Raw genomic sequence first — 18,774 nt, 5'->3', positions numbered from 1 at the left:
TTGTGAACACCCCCTTGCGCCACCTGCTGCGCCCTCTGCGGCCCGCCGCCGACCCCCATGCGCCCCATGGCGCGCCAGAAGGCGGCGACTCGGTCTTGTTCAGCGCGGCCTTCACCAACCCGGACGCGCAGGGCAACGCGCCCTTCGCGCCCTGGGAGGCGCGCGCGGTGGAGATCGGCGCGCGCCGCCTGCCCGCCGACGGCGTGGCCGCGCGGCTCCAGGCGCTGTGGGCCGGCAACCGGCACATGGCGCTGCTCGACGCCGACGCCGTGCAGCACATGGTGCGTTTCTTCTCCCTGGTGCGCGTGGGCCCGCAGTGCGAAGTCATCCGCCAGGACGAGCGCGGCGACTTCATGGCCGTGCTGCTCGCGGGCGACATGTCGGTCAACCGCACCCAGCCCTGGGGTGAGTGCCTGCACCTGGCGCAGTTGCGCCCCGGCGACATCATGGGCGAAATGTCGCTGCTCGACGGCGGCCTGCGCCACTCGGCCTGCACCACGCTGGCCGACTGCGAGCTGGCCGTGCTCGACGCCCCGGCCATGGACGAGATGCTGGTCCACGAGCCGCGCCTGGCCGCCAGCCTCGCGGCCCTGCTGGCACGCAAGCTGTCGCAGCGCCTGCGCGCCGTGAGCGCCAGCCTGGCGGCCAGCCAGCCGCGCCCGGCGTCATAGCACCGAGCACTCCAGGCCGCCAGCAGCGCCCGGCCGCGCGCGGCAAGGCCAGGCCCCGCCATGCGGTAGTCTCGCCCCCATGAGCACTTTCCACCTCGATTCGGCCTGGACGCTGGCGGCCGCCGTGGCGACCATCTTGCTGGGCATGCGCCTGCACCGCGTCTGGCCGGCGCTGGAGCGCGCCAACATTCCGCCCTCGGTGTCGGCAGGGCTGCTGCTGTCGGTGCTGCTGACGCTGCTGCGCGCGGGCGGGGTGGCCGACGTGCGGCTGGCCCCGGAGCCGCGCGGCGTGCTGCTGCTGGTGTTCTTCGCCTCGCTGGGCTTTGGCGCGCACCTGGGGCGACTGGCGAAGGCGGGCAAGGGCGCGCTGGTGATCTGCCTGGCCGTGCTGCTGGCGATCGTGGCGCAGAACGCCGCGGGGCTGCTGCTGGCCAAGGCGTTCGGCCAGCCTGCGGCGCTGGGGCTGTTCGTGGGCAGCGCGGCCTACATCGGCGGGCACGGCACGGCCACGGCCTGGGCCAGCGCCGTGCCGGTGGCGGGCGCGCTGGAGGTGGGGCTGGGTGGCGCCACGCTGGGGCTGGTGCTGGGCAGCCTGCTGGCCGGGCCGGTGGCAGCGTGGCTGATGCGCGGGCAGGCGGCGAGCGCCACGCACCCCGCGCCCGCAGCGCGGGCAGGAGGCCAGGACACCATGCCCGACGCCCACGACGCCGCCGCGCCCGTGCGCGGCGCGCCGTTCTCGTCCGACCGCTGGCTGCCCCCGCTGCTGGGGCTGCTGGTGTGCGTGGCGGCGGGGCCAGGTCTGACGGCGTGGCTGGGCCACGCGGCGGGCTGGCAGGTGCCCACGTTCCTCGTGGTGCTGCTCGCCGCCGTGGCGCTGACCAACGCCGCCGACCTGCTGCGCCGCCCGTTCGACACGCAGGCCAGCGACCTCGTGGGCACGGTGGCGCTGCGCGTGTTCCTGGCGATGGCGATGCTCACGCTGGACTGGGCGGAGCTGGCCGAACACCTGCCGCTGCTGCTGTCCGGCGCGCTGGTGCAGGCGGCGATCACCTGCGCCATCGGCATCGGGCTGGTCTATGTGCTGTTCGGGCGCGGGCACGAAGGCGCGGTGGCCTGCGGCGGCTTCATCGGCTTCGGCATCGGGGCCATGCCGATCGGCCTGGCGGTGATGCGGCGGCTGCAAACCGCCTATGGCGATGCGCCGCGCGCCATGCTGGCGTTCACGCTGGCGGCGTCGCTGTTCCCCGACACGGCCAACGCGCTGGTGATTGCCGCGCTGCTGCGCTGGCTGGGCGCGGGCGGCTGAGGGTGTGCCGCGCGCCGCGCCACGGCGGCGCGGCCATCACCCTTCGTCCAGCGCGCCGCGCGCCGCCGCCTTCAACGCGGCGGTGAGCGCGTCCAGCACGGCCGACTCCAGGTTCCAGCAGTGCCAGTAGAGCTGGATCGGCAGCCAGCGCCCGGGCGCCAGGTCCACCAGGCGCCCGTCGGCCAGCGCCGCGCGCGCCAGCAGCTCGGGCACCACGCCCGCGCCCCAGCCCGCCAGCACGGCGCGCACCTGGCCTTCGGAGCTGGGCACGTAGACGTGGTGCAGCGCCACGCGCTTGAGGCCGAAGCCACGCGCGATGAATTCCGCCGGCATGTCGTCCTTGCGGTTGAACGAGAGGAACGGCACGCTGCGGAAGTTGTGCGCCGTCAGCCCCTGCGGCAGGTGCTGCGCGGCGTAGCCGCGCTCGGCCACGGCGACATAGCGCATGGCGCCCAGCGGCACCACCTTGCAGCCGCGCAGCGCCTGCGCCAGCGTGGTGACGCAGCCCAGCACCTGGCCCGAGCGCAGCCATTCCTGGGTGAAGTCCTGGTCGTCGGCAATGATCTCCAGCGGCAGGCGCTGGCGCACCAGGTCGCCCAGCGCGTCGAGCGCCCAGGTGGCGATGCTGTCGGCGTTGATGGCGATGGCGATGCGCTCGTCCTCGCGCGTGGCGCCCGGGGCGCTGGGCGCCAGCTCCTGCAGGTCGCGCTCCAGGTCGGCGCGCAGCAGGCGCAGCTGCTTGGTGTGCTTGAGCAGCAGTTGCCCCGCGTTGGTGGGCCGCAGCGGGCGCGTGCGCACGATGAGCACCGAGCCGACCTGCGCCTCCAGCGCGCGCAGGCGCTGCGACACGGCGGACTGGGTGACGTTCAGGCGCTGCGCCGCGCGCTCGAAGCCGCCCTCCTCGACGATGGCGGCAAGGCACTCCAGCGCGGCGGGATCGTAGGCACTCATTTATTAATACATCTGATGATTTGCCAAAGAGTTTAATTTTGCTTTTGAAAAAGCGCAACGCGGCGCACACTGCGCGGCATGAAAACCATCGTCCTCGGCGCCGGCATCATCGGCATCAGCACCGCGTGGCACCTGTTGGAGCGCGGCCACGAAGTCATCGTCGTCGATCGCCAGGGCGATGCGGCGCAGGAGACCAGCTTCGCCAACGCGGCGCAGATCTCGGTGAGCTACTGCGAGCCCTGGGCCAACCGCGAGGCGCCGTGGAAGGCGCTCAAGTGGATGTTCGACAAGGAAGCGCCGCTGCTGTTTCGCCCGCAGCTGGATCCGCAGCAATGGCGCTGGTGCCTGCAGTTCCTGGCGCAGTGCAACGACGCGGCGTTCGAGCGCAACGTGGCGCAGCTCGTGGCGCTGGGCGCCTACAGCCACGCCGCGCTCAAGGACGTGGTGCGCGCCACGGGCATCGAATACCACCGGCTGGAGCGCGGCATCGCCCACTTCTACACCGACCAGAAGTCGTTCGAGGACGCGGGCCGCGCCGTGGAAGTGATGCGCCGCTACGGCGTGCAGCGCCGCCTGGTGAGCCGCGAGGAGCTGTTCCAGATCGAGCCCGCGTTCCAGGCCTATGGCGCGCACATCACCGGCGGCACCTACACCAGCACCGACGAGAGCGGCGATGCGCGCGTGTTCACGCAGCAGCTGGCACGCCGCTGCGCCGAGCGCGGCGCGCAGTTCCTCTGGAGCCATGACATCGTGCGCCTGAACCAGGCCGGTGGCGCTATCGAATCGGTAGCTGTTCGCGCTTGCCAGGAAAGCGCTGGAGGCCAAAAAGACCCCAAAACCCAGAACCTCCAGGCCGACGCCGTGGTGGTGGCCTGCGGCAGCTACAGCGCGCCGCTGCTGCGCAGCGTGGGCGTGGATCTGCCCATCTACCCGGGCAAGGGCTACAGCGCCACCTTCCCGCTGCTGCGCCCCGAGGCCGCGCCCATGGTCTCGGCCATCGACGACGGCAAGAAGATCGCCATGAGCCGCCTGGGCAACGTCCTGCGCGTGGCCGGCACCATCGAGCTCAACGGCTGGGACCTGACGCTGGACAGCCCCCTGGCGCGCGCGCGCTGCCACATGCTGTCGCGCCGCATCGAAACCATCCTGCCCGGCGTGTGCGACACGCGCACGCCCGAGGAAGGCGGCGACCCGCAGTACTGGACCGGCCTGCGCCCGGCCACGCCGACCAACATCCCTTTCATCGGCCGCACGCGCGTGGGCCGGCTGTGGGTCAACGCCGGCCACGGCACGCTGGGCTGGACGCACGGCGCCGGCTCGGGCAAGGCCATGGCCGAGCTGATCAGCGGCGAGCGCCCGGCCATGGCCTTCGACTTCCTGGGCGAAGGGCGCCAGCGCCGCCACACCGAGCCCGTGGCGGCCTGAACACGGGCCAGCGCCCCGGGGCGCATTACCATCGCGGCCCGAGCAAGACACAACGGCCGCCATGGATCCTCGCTTTTCCGACACCGCCAGCGCCCTGGGCGCCGCCGCAGGCCAGCACGCCCTGGTGCTGTGGCTGCTGGGCCTGGCCCTGGCGCTCGCCCTGGCCGGCTGGCTGGGCGCCCGGTGGCGCCAGCGCCGCACCCTGGGCGCGCGCCATTGGGCCCTGTGCTGCGCCCTGCCCGCCCTGGCCCTGTTCACGCTGCTGGCCACGCAGGTGGCGGCAGGCGCCGGCATCACCCACTTCGACGCCGCCCTGGCCCGCACGCTGCAGGCGCAGGCCAGCACCACGCTGCTGCACTGGGCCACCGTGCCCACCTGGGCCGGCAACCCGCCCGTGGTGGTGGCGCTGGTGGCCGCCGTGGGTGCCTGGCTGCTGTGGCGGCGCGAGCGCCTGCTGGCCCTGGCCTGGGTGGCGGCGGTGGTGGGCAACGCGTTGCTGAACAAGGGGCTCAAGCACCTGTTCGAGCGCGCGCGCCCGCCGCACCTGCATGGCATCGTCAACGAAACCGGCTACAGCTTTCCCAGCGGCCACGCCTCGGGCACGCTGGCGGCCTACGGCATGCTGGCCTACGTGGCGCTGCGCCTGGCGCCGCCGGCCTGGCACATGCCCGCCCTGCTCGGCGCCGCCTGGCTGGCCTGGACGGGCGCGTGCAGCCGGGTGCTGCTGCAGGTGCACTACGCCAGCGACGTGCTGGCCGGGCTGGCCAGCGGATCGGTGTGGCTGGGGCTGTGCATCCTGGGGCTGCGCCATGCGCAGCGGCGCCAGCTTTAGGGCAGCCCGGCGCGAAACGCGCGGCAAGTGTACGCTGCAGGCAGGAATTCCTGCTCCAGCCGCTCCCGCTCCAGCGCGCGCAGGTGCTGATCCAGCGCTGCCTCTTCCGGCAACAGCAGACCAGGCGGCGGCGCGGGGGCCTGTACCGGCTCAGCCACGGCCAGGTGCTGGTGGGCATCGAACGTGGCGCGATCCATCAGCAGCGCGTGCAGGCCGGGCAGGTGGCAACGCGCGGCCAGCCAGTTCAGATCCAGACCGCTGCCCAGCACAGCAATGGTATCCGCCAGCGGTTGGGGCAACTGGTGCAGGCAGCGTTCGTTTTCCACCAGCAGAATGTGGGGCGCACAGCGGCGTAGTGAGCAACGTGCTCGCGGGCATCGGCGTTTTCAGCGCTTCAAATAGAAGGTTTCAACAATGCAATGCGCGTTGCCCAAAAGTAGGCCCAGGCAAGTAAGCGAAGATGTGCATTCTCCGTCAATCGAACTATTCGTCTGTGGCTGCTTCGTCCTCACCTACATCGCCGGTGGAAATTTCCGTACCCACCGAAGACTGTTCGAAAAGTGACTTATCCAACGTCACCTTTTTCCCAGCGATTGTCGTAAGGAATTCCTCATACATCGCCTTCGCCCTGGTTAGGATTTCAGTTTTTATTTCGAGCGTGAGGCTTGTTTCGTCGATACGGTTGTCCTCACAGTACCTCGCAAGCCGGCGACGGTAAAGCGAGTGCGCCACTGTCGACCGGGCGCGGATCCGGTCGCCATCTACGACGACTTTCAATTCAGTAGCGCTTGGTTTCCAGAGTTCCAACAAGAGATAGCGATATTTTGGCCATTCTGCGGGCTGCAATTCGCCGGGCAAAACGATATTGCGGAAAGTTGGTCCGCCGCTGGTCAACTTGATTTCGGGCTCAGTTACCAATGCACCTTCGAAGGTATGCAGCAGTGCCTTCAGATTGCTAATATTCTTCGGCCTCAGCAAATCATTGACGGCCTCGATGTACTCATCAAGCAGCTTAAGCGTTGAATGCTGTACGCTACCGAACGCGATCTGGATGGCTTCGGCATATGTGCATACCACCGCCGTCTGGAAAGCGACCGTTGAGAATACATCGCTAAACATGCGGTCGATGGCGTCCCGCACTGGTTTCGCAACGACCCCCTCGATAATGACCTCTTTCTTTGCCGGACCGGACATAGAGTCCAGCAGAAACAACGCCCTGGTCGCTTTCATGGATTCGACCATCGCCTTCCGGCTTGTCATCAACCCATTGACCCGAGCGAGCGTCTCCTTGATTTCAGGAGTCGTCCAATTGGGTTCCTTGTCTTGAACGCGGCGGTTCAGCCCTTCGCGAAAGTCGTCGAACGTGCGCGACGTGGCCTGACCATCGAATAGCATCTTTTCGAGTTCAGCATCTCGCTTACCGACGAGTTCCTGGTTCAAATTGATGGTCGCGCGAGCGAAAGCAGCGTATGGATGGAGCTTGCCGAAAACGCGGTCGATAATGGGGACGTACAACGCTTCCCACCGCTTCTTGAAGACGTCCGCAATTTCGTCGGAGTAGTTCGTTCGGGTGTTCACCGAACGTTGATCAGTGGTCAGTTCATCCTTCAGTCCCAGTCGCTCATACGCTTCATCCAGCCGCTTGCGGGGAGCTCCCACCTTGGGGCGAGCCTCAATCCCTCGCGCATGGACATTCATGAGTAGTTGCTCGGTCAGGTGATACAGGTGACTGACACCGCTAAAGGCTGCATCGCTAACGATCTTGACTCGGTCGCCTTCTTGATCGAGTTCGACGTTCCAGATACGCAGACCGGTGTCATCCTTGACATCAAGCGCCTTGATGTGTGACAGCGTCGTCCGAAGGCATTCGGCGACGATGTCTTGGTCGTTGAGCAGCTTGTTGCGAGAGTCAGAGACCTTCTTCGCGGTTTTGTTAAGGGTCAGGAATACCCTGCGTGCAGCCCTCACTACGTCAATGTCTTGCGACATCGTCCCATCAAGCTGGGGGAAGGTGCAGATCAGAACCGGAAGCTGTAGCTCATTCAGGTTGTAGGAACGGATTTCCTTTTCGGGCCAGACCTTGTAATAGCCCTCGTATGGACTGCGTTTGGCATCCGACCATCCGCCAGTCAAGTTCCGATACAGTGCAAGCAGCGCCATCGCACGGTGCTGTCCATCGACGATGGCCAATGTGCAGTTGTCCCGGGCCAGCCTCAGTTGAGCCCCCTCTGGCAGAGGGGCACCGTTACGGTAGTGCTGGAAGAACTCGAACTGCTCTTCGCCCACCGCGCCGGCGGTGATGCGGTGATCCTTGACGCCAGGGTGTTCCGACGACTCGACTTCCGTGCGCTCTACCTTGCGGTAGTTGATGTCGGGGACGCGGCTGTTCGGTTTTAGCGGCAGTGCAACGGCGACGATGGGCGGGAAGAGCTTGATGAGGCCGGACGTGGAGGTGTCCAGCAGATAGGGAATCAGCTCCAAGGAAACCCGGGCATCGTCGATGTCCCTTTGCATGATTTCGTCGAAGCCAAGCTGCTTCAAGTCAAATACCTCTCTGACTGGAGCCAGCATGTTCAGCAATTGCGCCTGCCCCGCCTTTTCGGAGAGCGTGACGTGCGTCAGGAGGTATCGGACTTCCACGCCGGCCGACTTCCCGTCGTCGGAACTCACCCGGAACGTCCCGATGGTTCCATTCAGGTGTACGTCGAGCGCACTTTTGCCGCCGCTGATCAGCGTTGCCATATCAGTTCCTCCCAAAGATGGGGTAGTTGATTCGATTGAGAATGTTCTCGAGGTCGTTGTGCTCGCCGGTGTCAACATTGACTTCGGCAATATGCACGAACAAATTGGTTGGGTCGAAATTCCGAGCAACAACCTGGTTGGCGAACCCGGCCTCGATAACGTCGTCGATGGAGCCTTGCCCCTGCAAATCCCGCAGTTCGACGATTTTGTTCCGATGTTGCCTCAGTCGGCTACGAAGGTTGATAGCCATGCCAATGTAGAGGGGTGCCGTAAACCAAGGTGCAGCAGTCTTCAGCACTTCGGCGACGGTTCGGAAGCGATCAGGGTTCGACACCAGCCGACCCACGAGCGACTCGGACTTGCTGGGTTCATGCATGACTTCACCGCTGAACTTCGGCTTCAGTTGCCCGCGCAAGGCAACCTGGTACGGAGTCTCCCGATATGGACTGAAGATGAATTGGTCGAGCGCGTATTCAACCTCAGCCCGCGACTGTGCTTCACCTTGCCGCTTCGCCTCATAGATGCGCTTGATGACCGCGTCAATGTCCGCCTTCGAGATGACAAGACGGGAGTACCAAGCGTAGATCCCTGGCGTTTCGGGTGCCAAATCAATCTCCGACCAAGTAAGGGAGCGGCCTGCGGGAGCTTTCATTTGTGGCAAACGAGGCAGGCACCGCCGCCCTCGTCTTCGAGGTAGAGATCATCAATGTCAATCGGCTCGATAGGAATGATGCGGAGCGGATTGGGTTTGCGGCGAGCCAGCTCGCGCTGCTTGCGAATCTCGAAATCGGTCATGATTTCGGCCACTCGCTCGGGCTTCTCCAGGTCTGTCAACGGCTCGCCCTGGCTCCAGGTAAATGGCGACCCATGCTCAAGGGCGTTCTTTTCGTAGGCCTTGGCAGCCTCAAAAGCTTCTGGATGGTTTTCTCTCAAACGCACCCATTCAATCTTTTGCTGGAAAAAGCAAAAAGTGCATCCTGAGCGCGACCGCCAGTCGTAATACTTCGGCAGGCCAAGACCAGAACCTTCGAGAAGCTCAAATATGCCTGGCTTGTCGATGCCGTGCTCACGGAACGGCATCTTGACGATGAGGTTCTTATGTTGAGCGACCATACCTTCACGGTGCTCTTCGTCGGCGCGGATGGCTACGTAGCTGTAGACGGTGTCGCCCGCCTCCAGGGATGGTCGAATCCACATCTTGAAGGGCTCTAGCTTCAACTTCCTTGTGCACCAACGAGTTTTCGGTGACGGAAGATAGTTGTTGTAAGTTCGAAGCCAGAAGTCGAAGTCGCGGTGCGGATTGAGGTAGTGAATCTTGCGACCGACGAACCCCTCAAGCCTCCCCAGGAACTCGTAGACCTCCGGCAGCTCTTTGCCGGTGTCGGTGAAGTAATACTCCAGAGGAATCTCAGGATGGTTCAGGCTCATGTACACGGCCAGCGCCGCACTGTCCTTGCCGCCGGATAGACCCAGGACATGACGTTCAGCCATTCTTGTGCTCCTTAACCTGTTGCTTGACCAGCATGGCACCGGTTTCCGCCAGGGCGGCCAAGATGACCTCCCTGCGTTCGCCTTGGGCTTCGGCCAGAAACTGTTTCACCAATCGGTCAATTGCGGGGGTATCTGTGTCAGCGATATCAACGAAGCCAGTGGCGTCCTGCCCGTGGCTTGCTCCAAAAACAACGCCGATCACGCGGCGTGTTGACGGTCGGCCCCGGAGAGGTGCCATCGTCTCTGCCTTGCGGAAGTCCACTGCCCACTCGGCGAGTTTTGCCATCGCTGCATCAATGTCGCGATCCACCCATGCTGCTTGGGGTTTGTCGACAGCGAGGCTGATGAGCGATTCGGCAGTTTCGTCGGTCTCGTCGTAGCTCTCAAGCCGTGTGGCGAAAGCATCCAGCTTGAAATCCCCTGTCATTCCCTTCACTGTGGCCGCACGTTTGCGCAAATCGTCCAGCGACCGCCCCGTGTGGTCGAGCGCGCCGAGAAGATGCGCGTGTACGCCATACAGCATACGGTGGTAAGCGCCCGACAGTTCATCGGTCACGGCCTGAAGACGGGAGTTCAAGGTCGCCGGGTCTTGTGCCTCAAGCAACGTTGGCAAGTCCGAGAACAGAACGCGTAACGGATCGCTCGCTTTCAGCAACATTGCGCGAACCTGTTGCGCCTGCGACGAGACGGTCGTCGTGCGCTTCGTCCAGCCAGGAAGTCCAACGACAAGCCCGACCAATCCGCGGGCCACATCCAAAGGCGCGGCACCGACCTCCGATTTCGACCGGCCAGAGACAGTTTTCGCCAACGCATCAACTAACTTGGCCTTGTCCTTCGAAGCTTCTACGTGCTGGAAGCGAATGCGGCTTGGATCCAGCGTCCACTCATCGACAACTGCATCAGTCAAATCAGGTGTGAAGGCGCCGTTAACGTACAGCGCTAGCGATGACCGATTGGCCAGGTAGAACGCGAGCGACAAGATCGGCATGACCCCTGACCGGATGCCAAACGGCGGCATCGCCCAAGCGGCATAAAGTTCCTTTAGGGTGAGTGATTTTCCTTCAGTCAGTAGCCCGACATTGGTTCTCCACCAAAAGGATTCGTAGGTTCTGCCTCGGGCGTTTAAGTTCGGCCCACCAAAGCCCCAACCGTCATGACCGCGAGCGCAATGCAGGCCAGAATCGTTCAGCACTGTGTAGTACAGGCCCGCGTCTGCGGAAAAGCCTTCATAACCTAGCTTAGGAAGGTGGGCATGACTCGCCATGCGATTCATCAGATCCTTGCGAGCCTTGACAGAATTGCTCGACGGATCCTCTCGGTTGATGAGCTCGCTGAAGATGTGCGGGGCCTTGTCGTAGACCTGCTCGACAATGTCGGAGGCGATGACCGAAAGGATCGTATTCCCTTTGGCCTCAATAGCCGTGCCATGGCTATACCATTTCGAGAGTTCGAAAGCGTCCGCCAGTTCCTCTTCAAGCGCGGCACGCACAGCCTCAATACGACCGACAACTTCTCGACGTGCAACAGAGTCCCCATGCAGTTCGGGGCTGGTCTTCATCACTCGCTCAGAAGCCGCCAGCTCAAGGCTCAGTTCAATGATGCGCTCCGCGTTATTGGGTGTGCCGAGCAGCAGTGTTTCAACCGCCGTGTTCTTGCTGGCGTAACGCACACGGTGTTCGGCAGATTTGACCGACTGGCCGAGCGGGGGAAGACACAAGAGGAAAGCACCTGCGCTCGCGCCCTTGAGCGAGAACTTCTCGACGATCTTTTCGATGTCTTCCAGACGAACGATACCGCGCGTGAACCACCGCATGGTCCCGGTTGTCTGATAAGTGCGCTTGGCTAGAACAGGCTGAAGGTCACTAAGCGTAGAGATGTGCTCGAGGTCAGGTTCGCCAATCTCTCCTCGCGCCAGATTGATGGCACCTTCGATATCGAAGTCTGAACCGGCGAAGATGCCCCAGGCTCCAAGGTGCTTCCGTTCAATAAGGATCTTCCATTCGGACAACTCCTCAAGCGCCTTGCGAATCTGTAGCCCGTCCACACCCGGGGTCGAGACCACCAGAATCGACTCCTCCGCGACCAAGCCGGAGCCGTTGCGGAACATCTCGATCAGCGCAATGGTCTTGGTCAACTGAACGTGGACGGCAGTACCTTTCGCTTCTGCGCGCTCAACCGCGTCGCAACATTGAGCCCAACGATGTCCGTCGGGAGAGGCGACGATGGCCGGGTCGAGGTTGGCCCGCAAGTAGTCCCAATAGAGCGCGGGACCATACATGCGGAACCACTGCGCCTCATAGCCATTGAGGAACTCGACAAAGCCCAGTGGCTCGCGAGAGGCAAGAAAGCCGAACGTGCTGCGCTCGTTTTGCCCGAATCGGCGTCGCGAGATGGGTCCCAACAACGCAGCCGTGACCGGGTGCAGCGGCCAGCAGGCTCGTAAAGAATCCGCCAGCGTTACAGGTGTGCCAGGACGCCGAGTTCGGATGGTAGTGGCAATCCTGTCCGCAAACTTCGATGCCTCCCCGAGGGGCGGTGGATTCTCCACGTTAATCGCTTTACCGACCAGTTCGATGACCTCGTCAGTAGCCGCGACGAGCGGAATATCCACGAAACGGCCTTGCACCTTGGCCCACTCGTCGCGGGACTGCCTGCCAAGGCGCGAGGCATAAGCATCAAAAGCCTGATGCAGGATTCCGACGATAACAAGCTTGCCTGAACAACGGCTCGCCGCCTCCGCCAGTTCTTGGAAGAAGTAGATATCTCCGCCGTCTTGAGCGGATGCCTCAAGTAGCTTGCCCAATTCGTCGATGACGACCAAAACTCCTTGGGGATGGCGTTCTGCCGCTTCGACAAGTTCACCAACGACATCGGGTTGCTTCTTGCGACTTGCGGGCAGGCTCTTGGCCTTTGCCAAAGCAGCACTCAATTCATGGGCTACGTCGGCACGCTTCCCAACGACAGGCACGACCAGCCAGCCATCACCCTTTGCCTCAAATACCTTGTGAACGAGACTACCCTCGGGCAGTCCGAGTAACTGCTTTGCTTTCGTGCGGATCTCAGTTTGGGCACCGACCAGCGAACACAGCATTAGCGCCAGGGAGGACTTCCCTCCCCCGTAGGGGCCAGTCCAAGTGAACGCTCGCTGGCGGGTCTCTGTGATCTGGTGGGCCATGCTTTCCAATAGAGAGATCGCCGTACCTTGGCAGATATAGCCAGAGAGTGCGTCTTCTCGTCCAATGTCCGTATCGATGCGAACTGAGCGGAGAAACTGACGGGAAATAGTGACGACGTCAGAAAGCATCAATTTCTCGGCGCCTACGAGTTGAGTCTGCTTACGCATAGGCACTTTCAAGCAGCTTATATTTGTATTCCGTCAGGCTCTTCAGCGCGGATTCTTTTCTCGTAACCTGTCGAATGCCCGCTTGTTCCGTCCACTGGATTTGCCCCCTCGTCAAATCCTCTAAAGCCATTAATCTGTCTGCTACTGCGTTTTCGTCGAGCTTGAATACTCGACCGGGCGAGCCGTAGTCATAGGCCACGCGGTCGAATGCCATGACAGACCCTGCGTGGGGCAGGCGCTCCCAATAGTCCAACAGTGCATAGGCGAAGATACCATCAGGCAGGGAACGCTTCGATCCACGTCGAAACTCAAACGTGCCCTTCGCATTCTGCTGAATAAGCCCGAGTTCCCCGAGTAACGGTTCGCTCATCTCTTCGGGCGAGTCGCCGCCGAGGCGCGGCACATAGCTGCGGATACAGCACTCCACGTCCCGCTTAAGTGTGGCCATGGAGATGCGAAGCTTGTGCTCGGTCACCAATCCGGTAAGTGAGTTGACGATGAACTCGCGGTCGAAGATTTGTTGTACAACGTGGTTGAACAGAAACCACCATGTTGTGGTCTTCTCGTGCGTGCTAGCGACCTGCCAATGCATCAGCCATGTGGTGGCTGTGCACTCACAATACTTATCAAGCCCGGTTTCTTTATTAAAAAGCAGATTGCCGAGGCGGGTCGGCACATATCCGCCCTCGTCTTCGATAATCCCACAGGCGGTAGCCCAAAAGCGGATGGACATAGCCATGTTCTTGCCTACCCCGAAGCGAACGATGGCGACTTCGTCTGCAAAGACGGATCGAGGTGCGGGTTCATCAAACTGCGTCACGGCGTCATAGGCCTTGCGAAGCCATAGCTGACGCAAGGGGAAGGTCTCGTGCCCACTGAACTGCGGTGGAGCTTCGGTAGGTAGCTGAATCATTTGAAGTAGTTTAACTGGACGATATCGCCAGCCCGATCAGGTTGACTCCGTTGAGCGTTCCACAAATCGCCCTCTGCCTCGCCGGGCAACCGCTCGTAGGCAAGATGCCGACTACGACTTGAGCATGTGATTTTATACAGCATCACTAAGTTCAGGCATGTAGCGAATTAAGCTTTTGTTGAGAGCCTCTGTTGGCACATTCTTGCAGTGCCTTGGCGCAAGCAGTTCTCATTGCGGTGGCGGCATCGGTGCTCTCAATACTTGAAATATTTTCCGGCTTAGGCCTTATGCAGCAAGCGCAAGTAGCTACATATTTGATAGCAAAACCGATGTAGACATGCGCGCCTGTGCGCCCTACTTCCCAGCGGGCCTCCACGGCAAAGCCCTGGACGGCGAAGCAGGGTTCTGCCACCAGGCTCACGTGCGCCGACAACCGCGCGATGCTGCGCTGCGCAGCCTGCGCATGCAGGTGCGCCATGAGCGCGCGGGCCACGCCCTGCCGGCAAAGGCCGGGACCACGAAGAACTGGTCGATGTAGCAGGCCTGCAAGTCGGCAAACCCAGGCCGCTCAACATCAGCGGCGCACGGCGCGAAGCCAGCAGCAGCCAAGCAGGGTGCTGCTGGCGGGCGCGATGTATTTCTGCGTGCGCTGCTGGCTCAGTGTGGGTATTTGGATACTTTTCGCCGAGCGGCAGATTGCGCTATGGCCACCGGGCAATCGTGCGCTCTATGCGGGCGCTGAACTGCCGGACCTGGGCCGGGGCCAGGCGCTCGGCCTGGTACAGCGACAGCATCTCCAGGCGGCAGGCCGGTGCGCAGGTGCCGAGCAGCGCCGTCTTCAGCACGCGCTTCACGGGCTGCCGGAGCACCAAACGGTCCACCCACCACGGCGAACCCAGCGTGGTGACGGCCAGCGTTCTTCGGAGGTGGTGAAGCCGGGGCCGGATGGGGCCCAGGTCGCTGGCATGGTCGTAGGCCACGCCCGGCGCCCAGACGCGGTCGAACCATCCTTTCAGGATGGCGGGAAAGCCGAACCACCAGGTGGGGAATACCAGCACCAGCGCCTCGGCCCACAGCAGGCGGTCGATTTGCGCCTGCACCGCAGTGGCGTCGAAGCGCGGGCCGTAGTAGCTGTGGCGCTCACCGGCCGTGAGGGCGGGAGCGAAACCGCCGTGGTAGAGCTCCTCCGTTTGCACCGCATGGCCGCCAGCGGCCAGCGCCGTAACGGCGGACTGCGCCAGCGCATGGCACAGGCTATCGCCGCTGGGATGGGCGATGACAACGAGGGCTTTCATTGCAGGCTGCAGCGCGGCCTGCACGCCTCATACGTCAATGTTGCCCGCCCGCAGCGCATTGGTCTCGATGAAGTCGCGGCGCGGCTCCACCTCGTCGCCCATCAGCATGGTGAACACGCGGTCGGCCTCGATGGCGTCGTCGATCTGCACGCGCAAGAGGCGGCGCACCTCGGGGTCCATGGTGGTTTCCCACAACTGCTCGGGGTTCATTTCGCCCAGGCCCTTGTAGCGCTGGCGCGCGGTGGTGCGCTCGGCTTCGGAGATGAGCCAGGCCATGGCTTGGCGGAAGTCGCCCACTTTTTCTTCCTTGGCCTTCTCGCCCTCGCCGCGCGTGACCTTGGCGCCCTCGCCCAGCAGGCCGCGGAAGGTTTCGGCGGCCTCGGCCAAGGCGGCGTAGTCGGCGCCGTGCACGAAGTCCTGCGTGAGGATGCTGCTCTTGACGTTGCCGTGGTGGCGGCGGCTGATGCGCAGGATGGGCTTGTCGGTGCGCGCGTCGAACTCGCCCGCCACTTCGGGCGGCACGCCGGTGGCGGAGAGTTCGGCCAGCTTGGCCTGCATGGCGATGGCGCTGGCCTCGGCCTGCTCCACGGTGTCGAGCTGCACGGCCACGCCGTCGGCGATGGCGCGCAGGGCCTCCAGGTCCATGAAGGCCGACAGGCGCGCGATCACGCTCTCGGCCACCTGGTGCTTGCGCGCCAGCTCGGCCAGGGTGTCGCCGGTGAGGGTCTGGCCCGTGCCGGTGTGCACGCTGGCGTGGTTGAGGGCGATGCGCAGCAGGTACTGGTCGAGCGCGGGGCCGTCCTTCAGGTACAGCTCTTCCTTGCCGTTCTTCACCTTGTACAGCGGCGGCTGCGCGATGTAGATGTGGCCGCGCTCAACGAGGTCGGGCATCTGGCGGTAGAAGAACGTGAGCAGCAGGGTGCGGATGTGCGCGCCGTCCACGTCGGCGTCGGTCATGATGATGATGCGGTGGTAGCGCAGCTTGGCCACGTCGAAGTCGTCGGCGCCGCTCTTGCCGGACTCGATCGCTGCCTTGCCGATACCCGTGCCCAGCGCGGTGATGAGGGTGACGATTTCGTTGCTGGACAGCAGCTTCTCATAGCGCGCCTTCTCCACGTTCAGGATCTTGCCACGCAGCGGCAGGATGGCCTGGAACTTGCGGTCGCGCCCCTGCTTGGCGGAGCCGCCTGCGGAGTCGCCCTCGACGATGTAGATCTCGCACAGCGCCGGGTCTTTTTCCTGGCAGTCGGCCAGCTTGCCGGGCAGGCCCATGCCGTCGAGCACGCCTTTGCGGCGCGTCATCTCGCGCGCCTTGCGAGCGGCCTCGCGCGCGCGCGCGGCCTCGACGATCTTGCCGCAGAGGATCTTGGCATCCTGCGGCTTTTCCTCTAGGTACTCGGTCAGCGCCTTGGCGACGATGTCCTCCACCGGCGCGCGCACTTCGCTGCTGACCAGCTTGTCCTTGGTCTGGCTGCTGAACTTGGGCTCGGGCACCTTCACGCTCAGCACGCAGCACAGGCCTTCGCGCATGTCGTCGCCGCTGACTTCGACCTTGGCCTTCTTGGCCAGTTCGTTGCTCTCGATGTACTTGCCGATCACGCGCGTCATGGCGGCGCGCAGGCCGGTCAGGTGGGTGCCGCCGTCGCGCTGCGGGATGTTGTTGGTGAAACAGAGCACCTGCTCGTTGTAGCCGTCGTTCCACTGCATGGCGACTTCGACGCCGATCTCGGTGCCGGGAATGCCGCCGTAGCTCTCGGCCGGTCGCGTTCCGGTCGCGTGGAAGGCCGTGGGGTGCAGCACCTTCTTGGTGCCGTTGATGAACTCCACGAAGCCCTTGACGCCGCCCGCGCCGGAGAAGTCGTCTTCCTTGCCGCTGCGTTCGTCCTTGAGGCGGATGCGCACGCCGTTGTTCAGGAACGAAAGCTCGCGCAGGCGCTTGGCCAGGATCTCGTAGTGGAACTCGTGGTTCTGCTGGAAGATTTCCGTATCGGGCAGAAAGTGCACGTCGGTGCCGCGCTTTTCCGTCGCGCCCGTCACCTTCATGGGCGAGACCTCGAAGCCGTCGACCGTCTCCAGCAGCCGGTTCTGCACGAAGCCCTTGGCGAACTCGATCTGGTGCACCTTGCCATCGCGGCGCACCGTCAGGCGCAGCCACTTGCTGAGCGCGTTCACGCACGAGACGCCCACGCCGTGCAGGCCGCCCGAGACCTTGTAGCTGTTCTGGTTGAACTTGCCGCCCGCGTGCAGCTCGGTCAGCGCGATCTCGGCGGCCGAGCGCTTGGGCTCGTGCTTGTCGTCCATCTTCACGCCGGTGGGAATGCCGCGGCCGTTGTCGGTGACGGAGATCGAGTTGTCGGTGTGGATGGTGACGACGATGTCGTCGCAGTGCCCGGCCAGGGCTTCGTCGATGGAGTTGTCCACCACCTCGAACACCAGGTGGTGCAGGCCGGTGCCATCGGACGTGTCGCCGATGTACATGCCGGGGCGCTTGCGCACCGCCTCCAGCCCTTCGAGGATCTGGATCGCGCCCTCGCCGTAGCCGCTGCTGGGGTCGGTGCCCTCGGGGGCGGGTGTGTTCTCTTGGGTCATGGATTTATAGCCAAAATGGCCTCCAGCGCTTATGGGACAAGCGCTGGAAGCTATTGAATCAGTAGCAAATCAGGTCAGATGCGCATGGGCATGACCACGTACTTGAAGCTGTCGTTCTCGGGAATCGTCACCAGAGCCGAGCTGTTGCCGTCGGCCAGGTCGATCTTCACCATCTCCTGGCCCATGTTCGCCAGCGCGTCCAGAAGATAGGTGACGTTGAAGCCGATCTCGATCGCGTCGCCGCCGTAGTCGATGTCGAGTTCGTCCACGGCCTCTTCCTGCTCGGCGTTGTTCGACGCCACGCGCAGCGTGCCCGGCTCGATGTTCAGGCGCACGCCCTTGAACTTGTCGCTGGTCATGATGGCGGTGCGCTGCAGGCTGGCCAGCAGCGGCGCGCGGCCCAGGGTCACGCTGTTGTGGTGGTTCTTCGGGATCACGCGGTTGTAGTCGGGGAACTTGCCCTCGACCAGCTTGGTGACGAACTCCATGCCGCCGAAGCAGAACTTGGCCTGGTTGTTGGCGAACTGCATCTCGATGGCGCCGTCGGCGTCGGACAGCAGGCGCTGCAGCTCCAGCACCGTCTTGCGCGGCAGGATGACTTCCTGCTTGGGCACCTCCACGTCGAGCTCGCTGCTGGCGAAGGCCAGGCGGTGGCCGTCGGTGGCCACCAGGCTCAGGGTCTTGCCCTCGGCCACGAACAGGATGCCGTTGAGGTAGTAGCGGATGTCCTGCACCGCCATGGCGAACGACACCTGGCCCAGCAGGCCCTTGAGCACCTTCTGCGGCACGCTGAACGCCGGGCCGAAGGCGGGCGACTCCTGCACCAGCGGGAAGTCCTCGGCCGGCAGGCTCTGCAGCGTGAAGCGGCTCTTGCCGCCCTTGAGGATGAGCTTGGACTGGCTCGACTCCAGGCTCACCGTCTGGTCGGCGGGCATGGTCTTGAGGATGTCGATGAGCTTGCGCGCGCCCACCGTGGTGGTGAAGTCGCCCACGTCGCCGCCCAATTCGGCGGTGGTGCGGATCTGGATTTCCAGGTCGCTCGTGGTGAGCTGGAGGGCGTTGCCCGTCTTGCGGATCAGCACATTGGCCAGGATGGGCAGCGTGTGGCGGCGTTCGACGATGCCGGATACCGATTGCAGAACCGCGAGTACCTTGTCTTGTGTTGCCTTCAGGACAATCATGTCAACCTCTTGTATGTGGTGCGGTGCAGGTCATG

General features: G+C 63.7%; 14 protein-coding genes and 1 pseudogene. 4 read left to right on the top strand and 11 right to left on the bottom strand.

Annotated features, from left to right (window positions below):
- Nucleotides 1-14 precede the first annotated feature (14 nt).
- The gene (locus YS110_15165) at nucleotides 15-671 is read left to right on the top strand and encodes a cyclic nucleotide-binding domain-containing protein (protein UJB67472.1); all 657 of its coding nucleotides are present in this window, start codon (nucleotides 15-17) and stop codon (nucleotides 669-671) included.
- Nucleotides 672-750: 79 nt separating this feature from the next.
- Nucleotides 751-1,977: a hypothetical protein gene (locus tag YS110_15160; GenBank protein UJB65998.1), complete on the top strand. Its 1,227-nt coding sequence runs from the start codon at nucleotides 751-753 to the stop codon at nucleotides 1,975-1,977.
- 36 nt (nucleotides 1,978-2,013) lie between these two features.
- On the opposite strand, the gene YS110_15155 is transcribed toward YS110_15160, so the two are convergent.
- On the bottom strand, nucleotides 2,014-2,928 hold the full coding sequence (locus YS110_15155; protein ID UJB65997.1) for a LysR family transcriptional regulator ArgP: 915 nt from the start codon (nucleotides 2,926-2,928) through the stop codon (nucleotides 2,014-2,016).
- 78 nt (nucleotides 2,929-3,006) lie between these two features.
- Here YS110_15155 and YS110_15150 point away from each other — a divergent pair, with 78 nt between their 5' ends.
- Nucleotides 3,007-4,353, top strand: a complete 1,347-nt coding sequence (locus tag YS110_15150; GenBank protein ID UJB65996.1) for a D-amino acid dehydrogenase — start codon at nucleotides 3,007-3,009, stop codon at nucleotides 4,351-4,353.
- A gap of 61 nt (nucleotides 4,354-4,414) precedes the next feature.
- Nucleotides 4,415-5,185, top strand: coding sequence for a phosphatase PAP2 family protein (locus YS110_15145; protein UJB65995.1), 771 nt, complete (start codon nucleotides 4,415-4,417; stop codon nucleotides 5,183-5,185).
- Here YS110_15145 and YS110_15140 read toward each other — a convergent pair.
- The 10 genes and pseudogenes from YS110_15140 to YS110_15095 form a co-directional block, all read right to left on the bottom strand.
- Complete coding sequence (locus YS110_15140; protein ID UJB65994.1) at nucleotides 5,182-5,511, bottom strand: hypothetical protein; 330 nt, start codon at nucleotides 5,509-5,511, stop codon at nucleotides 5,182-5,184. The genes YS110_15145 and YS110_15140 overlap by 4 nt on opposite strands.
- Nucleotides 5,512-5,668: 157 nt before the next feature.
- Complete coding sequence (locus YS110_15135) at nucleotides 5,669-7,927, bottom strand: hypothetical protein (protein UJB65993.1); 2,259 nt, start codon at nucleotides 7,925-7,927, stop codon at nucleotides 5,669-5,671.
- 1 nt (nucleotide 7,928) lies between these two features.
- On the bottom strand, nucleotides 7,929-8,579 hold the full coding sequence (locus YS110_15130) for a GIY-YIG nuclease family protein (protein UJB65992.1): 651 nt from the start codon (nucleotides 8,577-8,579) through the stop codon (nucleotides 7,929-7,931).
- Nucleotides 8,576-9,418, bottom strand: coding sequence for a phosphoadenosine phosphosulfate reductase family protein (locus YS110_15125; protein ID UJB65991.1), 843 nt, complete (start codon nucleotides 9,416-9,418; stop codon nucleotides 8,576-8,578). The genes YS110_15130 and YS110_15125 overlap by 4 nt, the downstream gene beginning before the upstream one ends.
- Nucleotides 9,411-12,221 carry an ATP-binding protein gene (locus YS110_15120; GenBank protein ID UJB67471.1) on the bottom strand — a complete coding sequence of 937 codons (2,811 nt, stop codon included), beginning with the start codon at nucleotides 12,219-12,221 and terminating at the stop codon, nucleotides 9,411-9,413. The genes YS110_15125 and YS110_15120 overlap by 8 nt, the downstream gene beginning before the upstream one ends.
- A gap of 532 nt (nucleotides 12,222-12,753) precedes the next feature.
- Complete coding sequence (locus YS110_15115; protein ID UJB65990.1) at nucleotides 12,754-13,674, bottom strand: DUF4007 family protein; 921 nt, start codon at nucleotides 13,672-13,674, stop codon at nucleotides 12,754-12,756.
- A 343-nt stretch (nucleotides 13,675-14,017) separates the two neighbouring features.
- Nucleotides 14,018-14,235: pseudogene (locus tag YS110_15110) on the bottom strand (GNAT family N-acetyltransferase).
- A gap of 140 nt (nucleotides 14,236-14,375) precedes the next feature.
- Nucleotides 14,376-14,969 carry an NAD(P)H-dependent oxidoreductase gene (locus YS110_15105; GenBank protein UJB65989.1) on the bottom strand — a complete coding sequence of 198 codons (594 nt, stop codon included), beginning with the start codon at nucleotides 14,967-14,969 and terminating at the stop codon, nucleotides 14,376-14,378.
- Nucleotides 14,970-14,996: 27 nt separating this feature from the next.
- The gene (gene gyrB, locus YS110_15100) at nucleotides 14,997-17,558 is read right to left on the bottom strand and encodes a DNA topoisomerase (ATP-hydrolyzing) subunit B (protein UJB65988.1); all 2,562 of its coding nucleotides are present in this window, start codon (nucleotides 17,556-17,558) and stop codon (nucleotides 14,997-14,999) included.
- Nucleotides 17,559-17,632: 74 nt separating this feature from the next.
- Nucleotides 17,633-18,739 (bottom strand): DNA polymerase III subunit beta, encoded by a 1,107-nt coding sequence (locus YS110_15095; protein UJB65987.1) that lies wholly within the window; start codon nucleotides 18,737-18,739, stop codon nucleotides 17,633-17,635.
- Nucleotides 18,740-18,774 lie beyond the last annotated feature (35 nt).

This window comes from Acidovorax sp. YS12 (genome assembly GCA_021496925.1).
Classification (GTDB): Bacteria; Pseudomonadota; Gammaproteobacteria; order Burkholderiales; family Burkholderiaceae_C; genus Paenacidovorax.
Note: the sequence above shows the minus strand (reverse complement) of the source record. Positions and strands in the feature narration are given on the sequence as shown.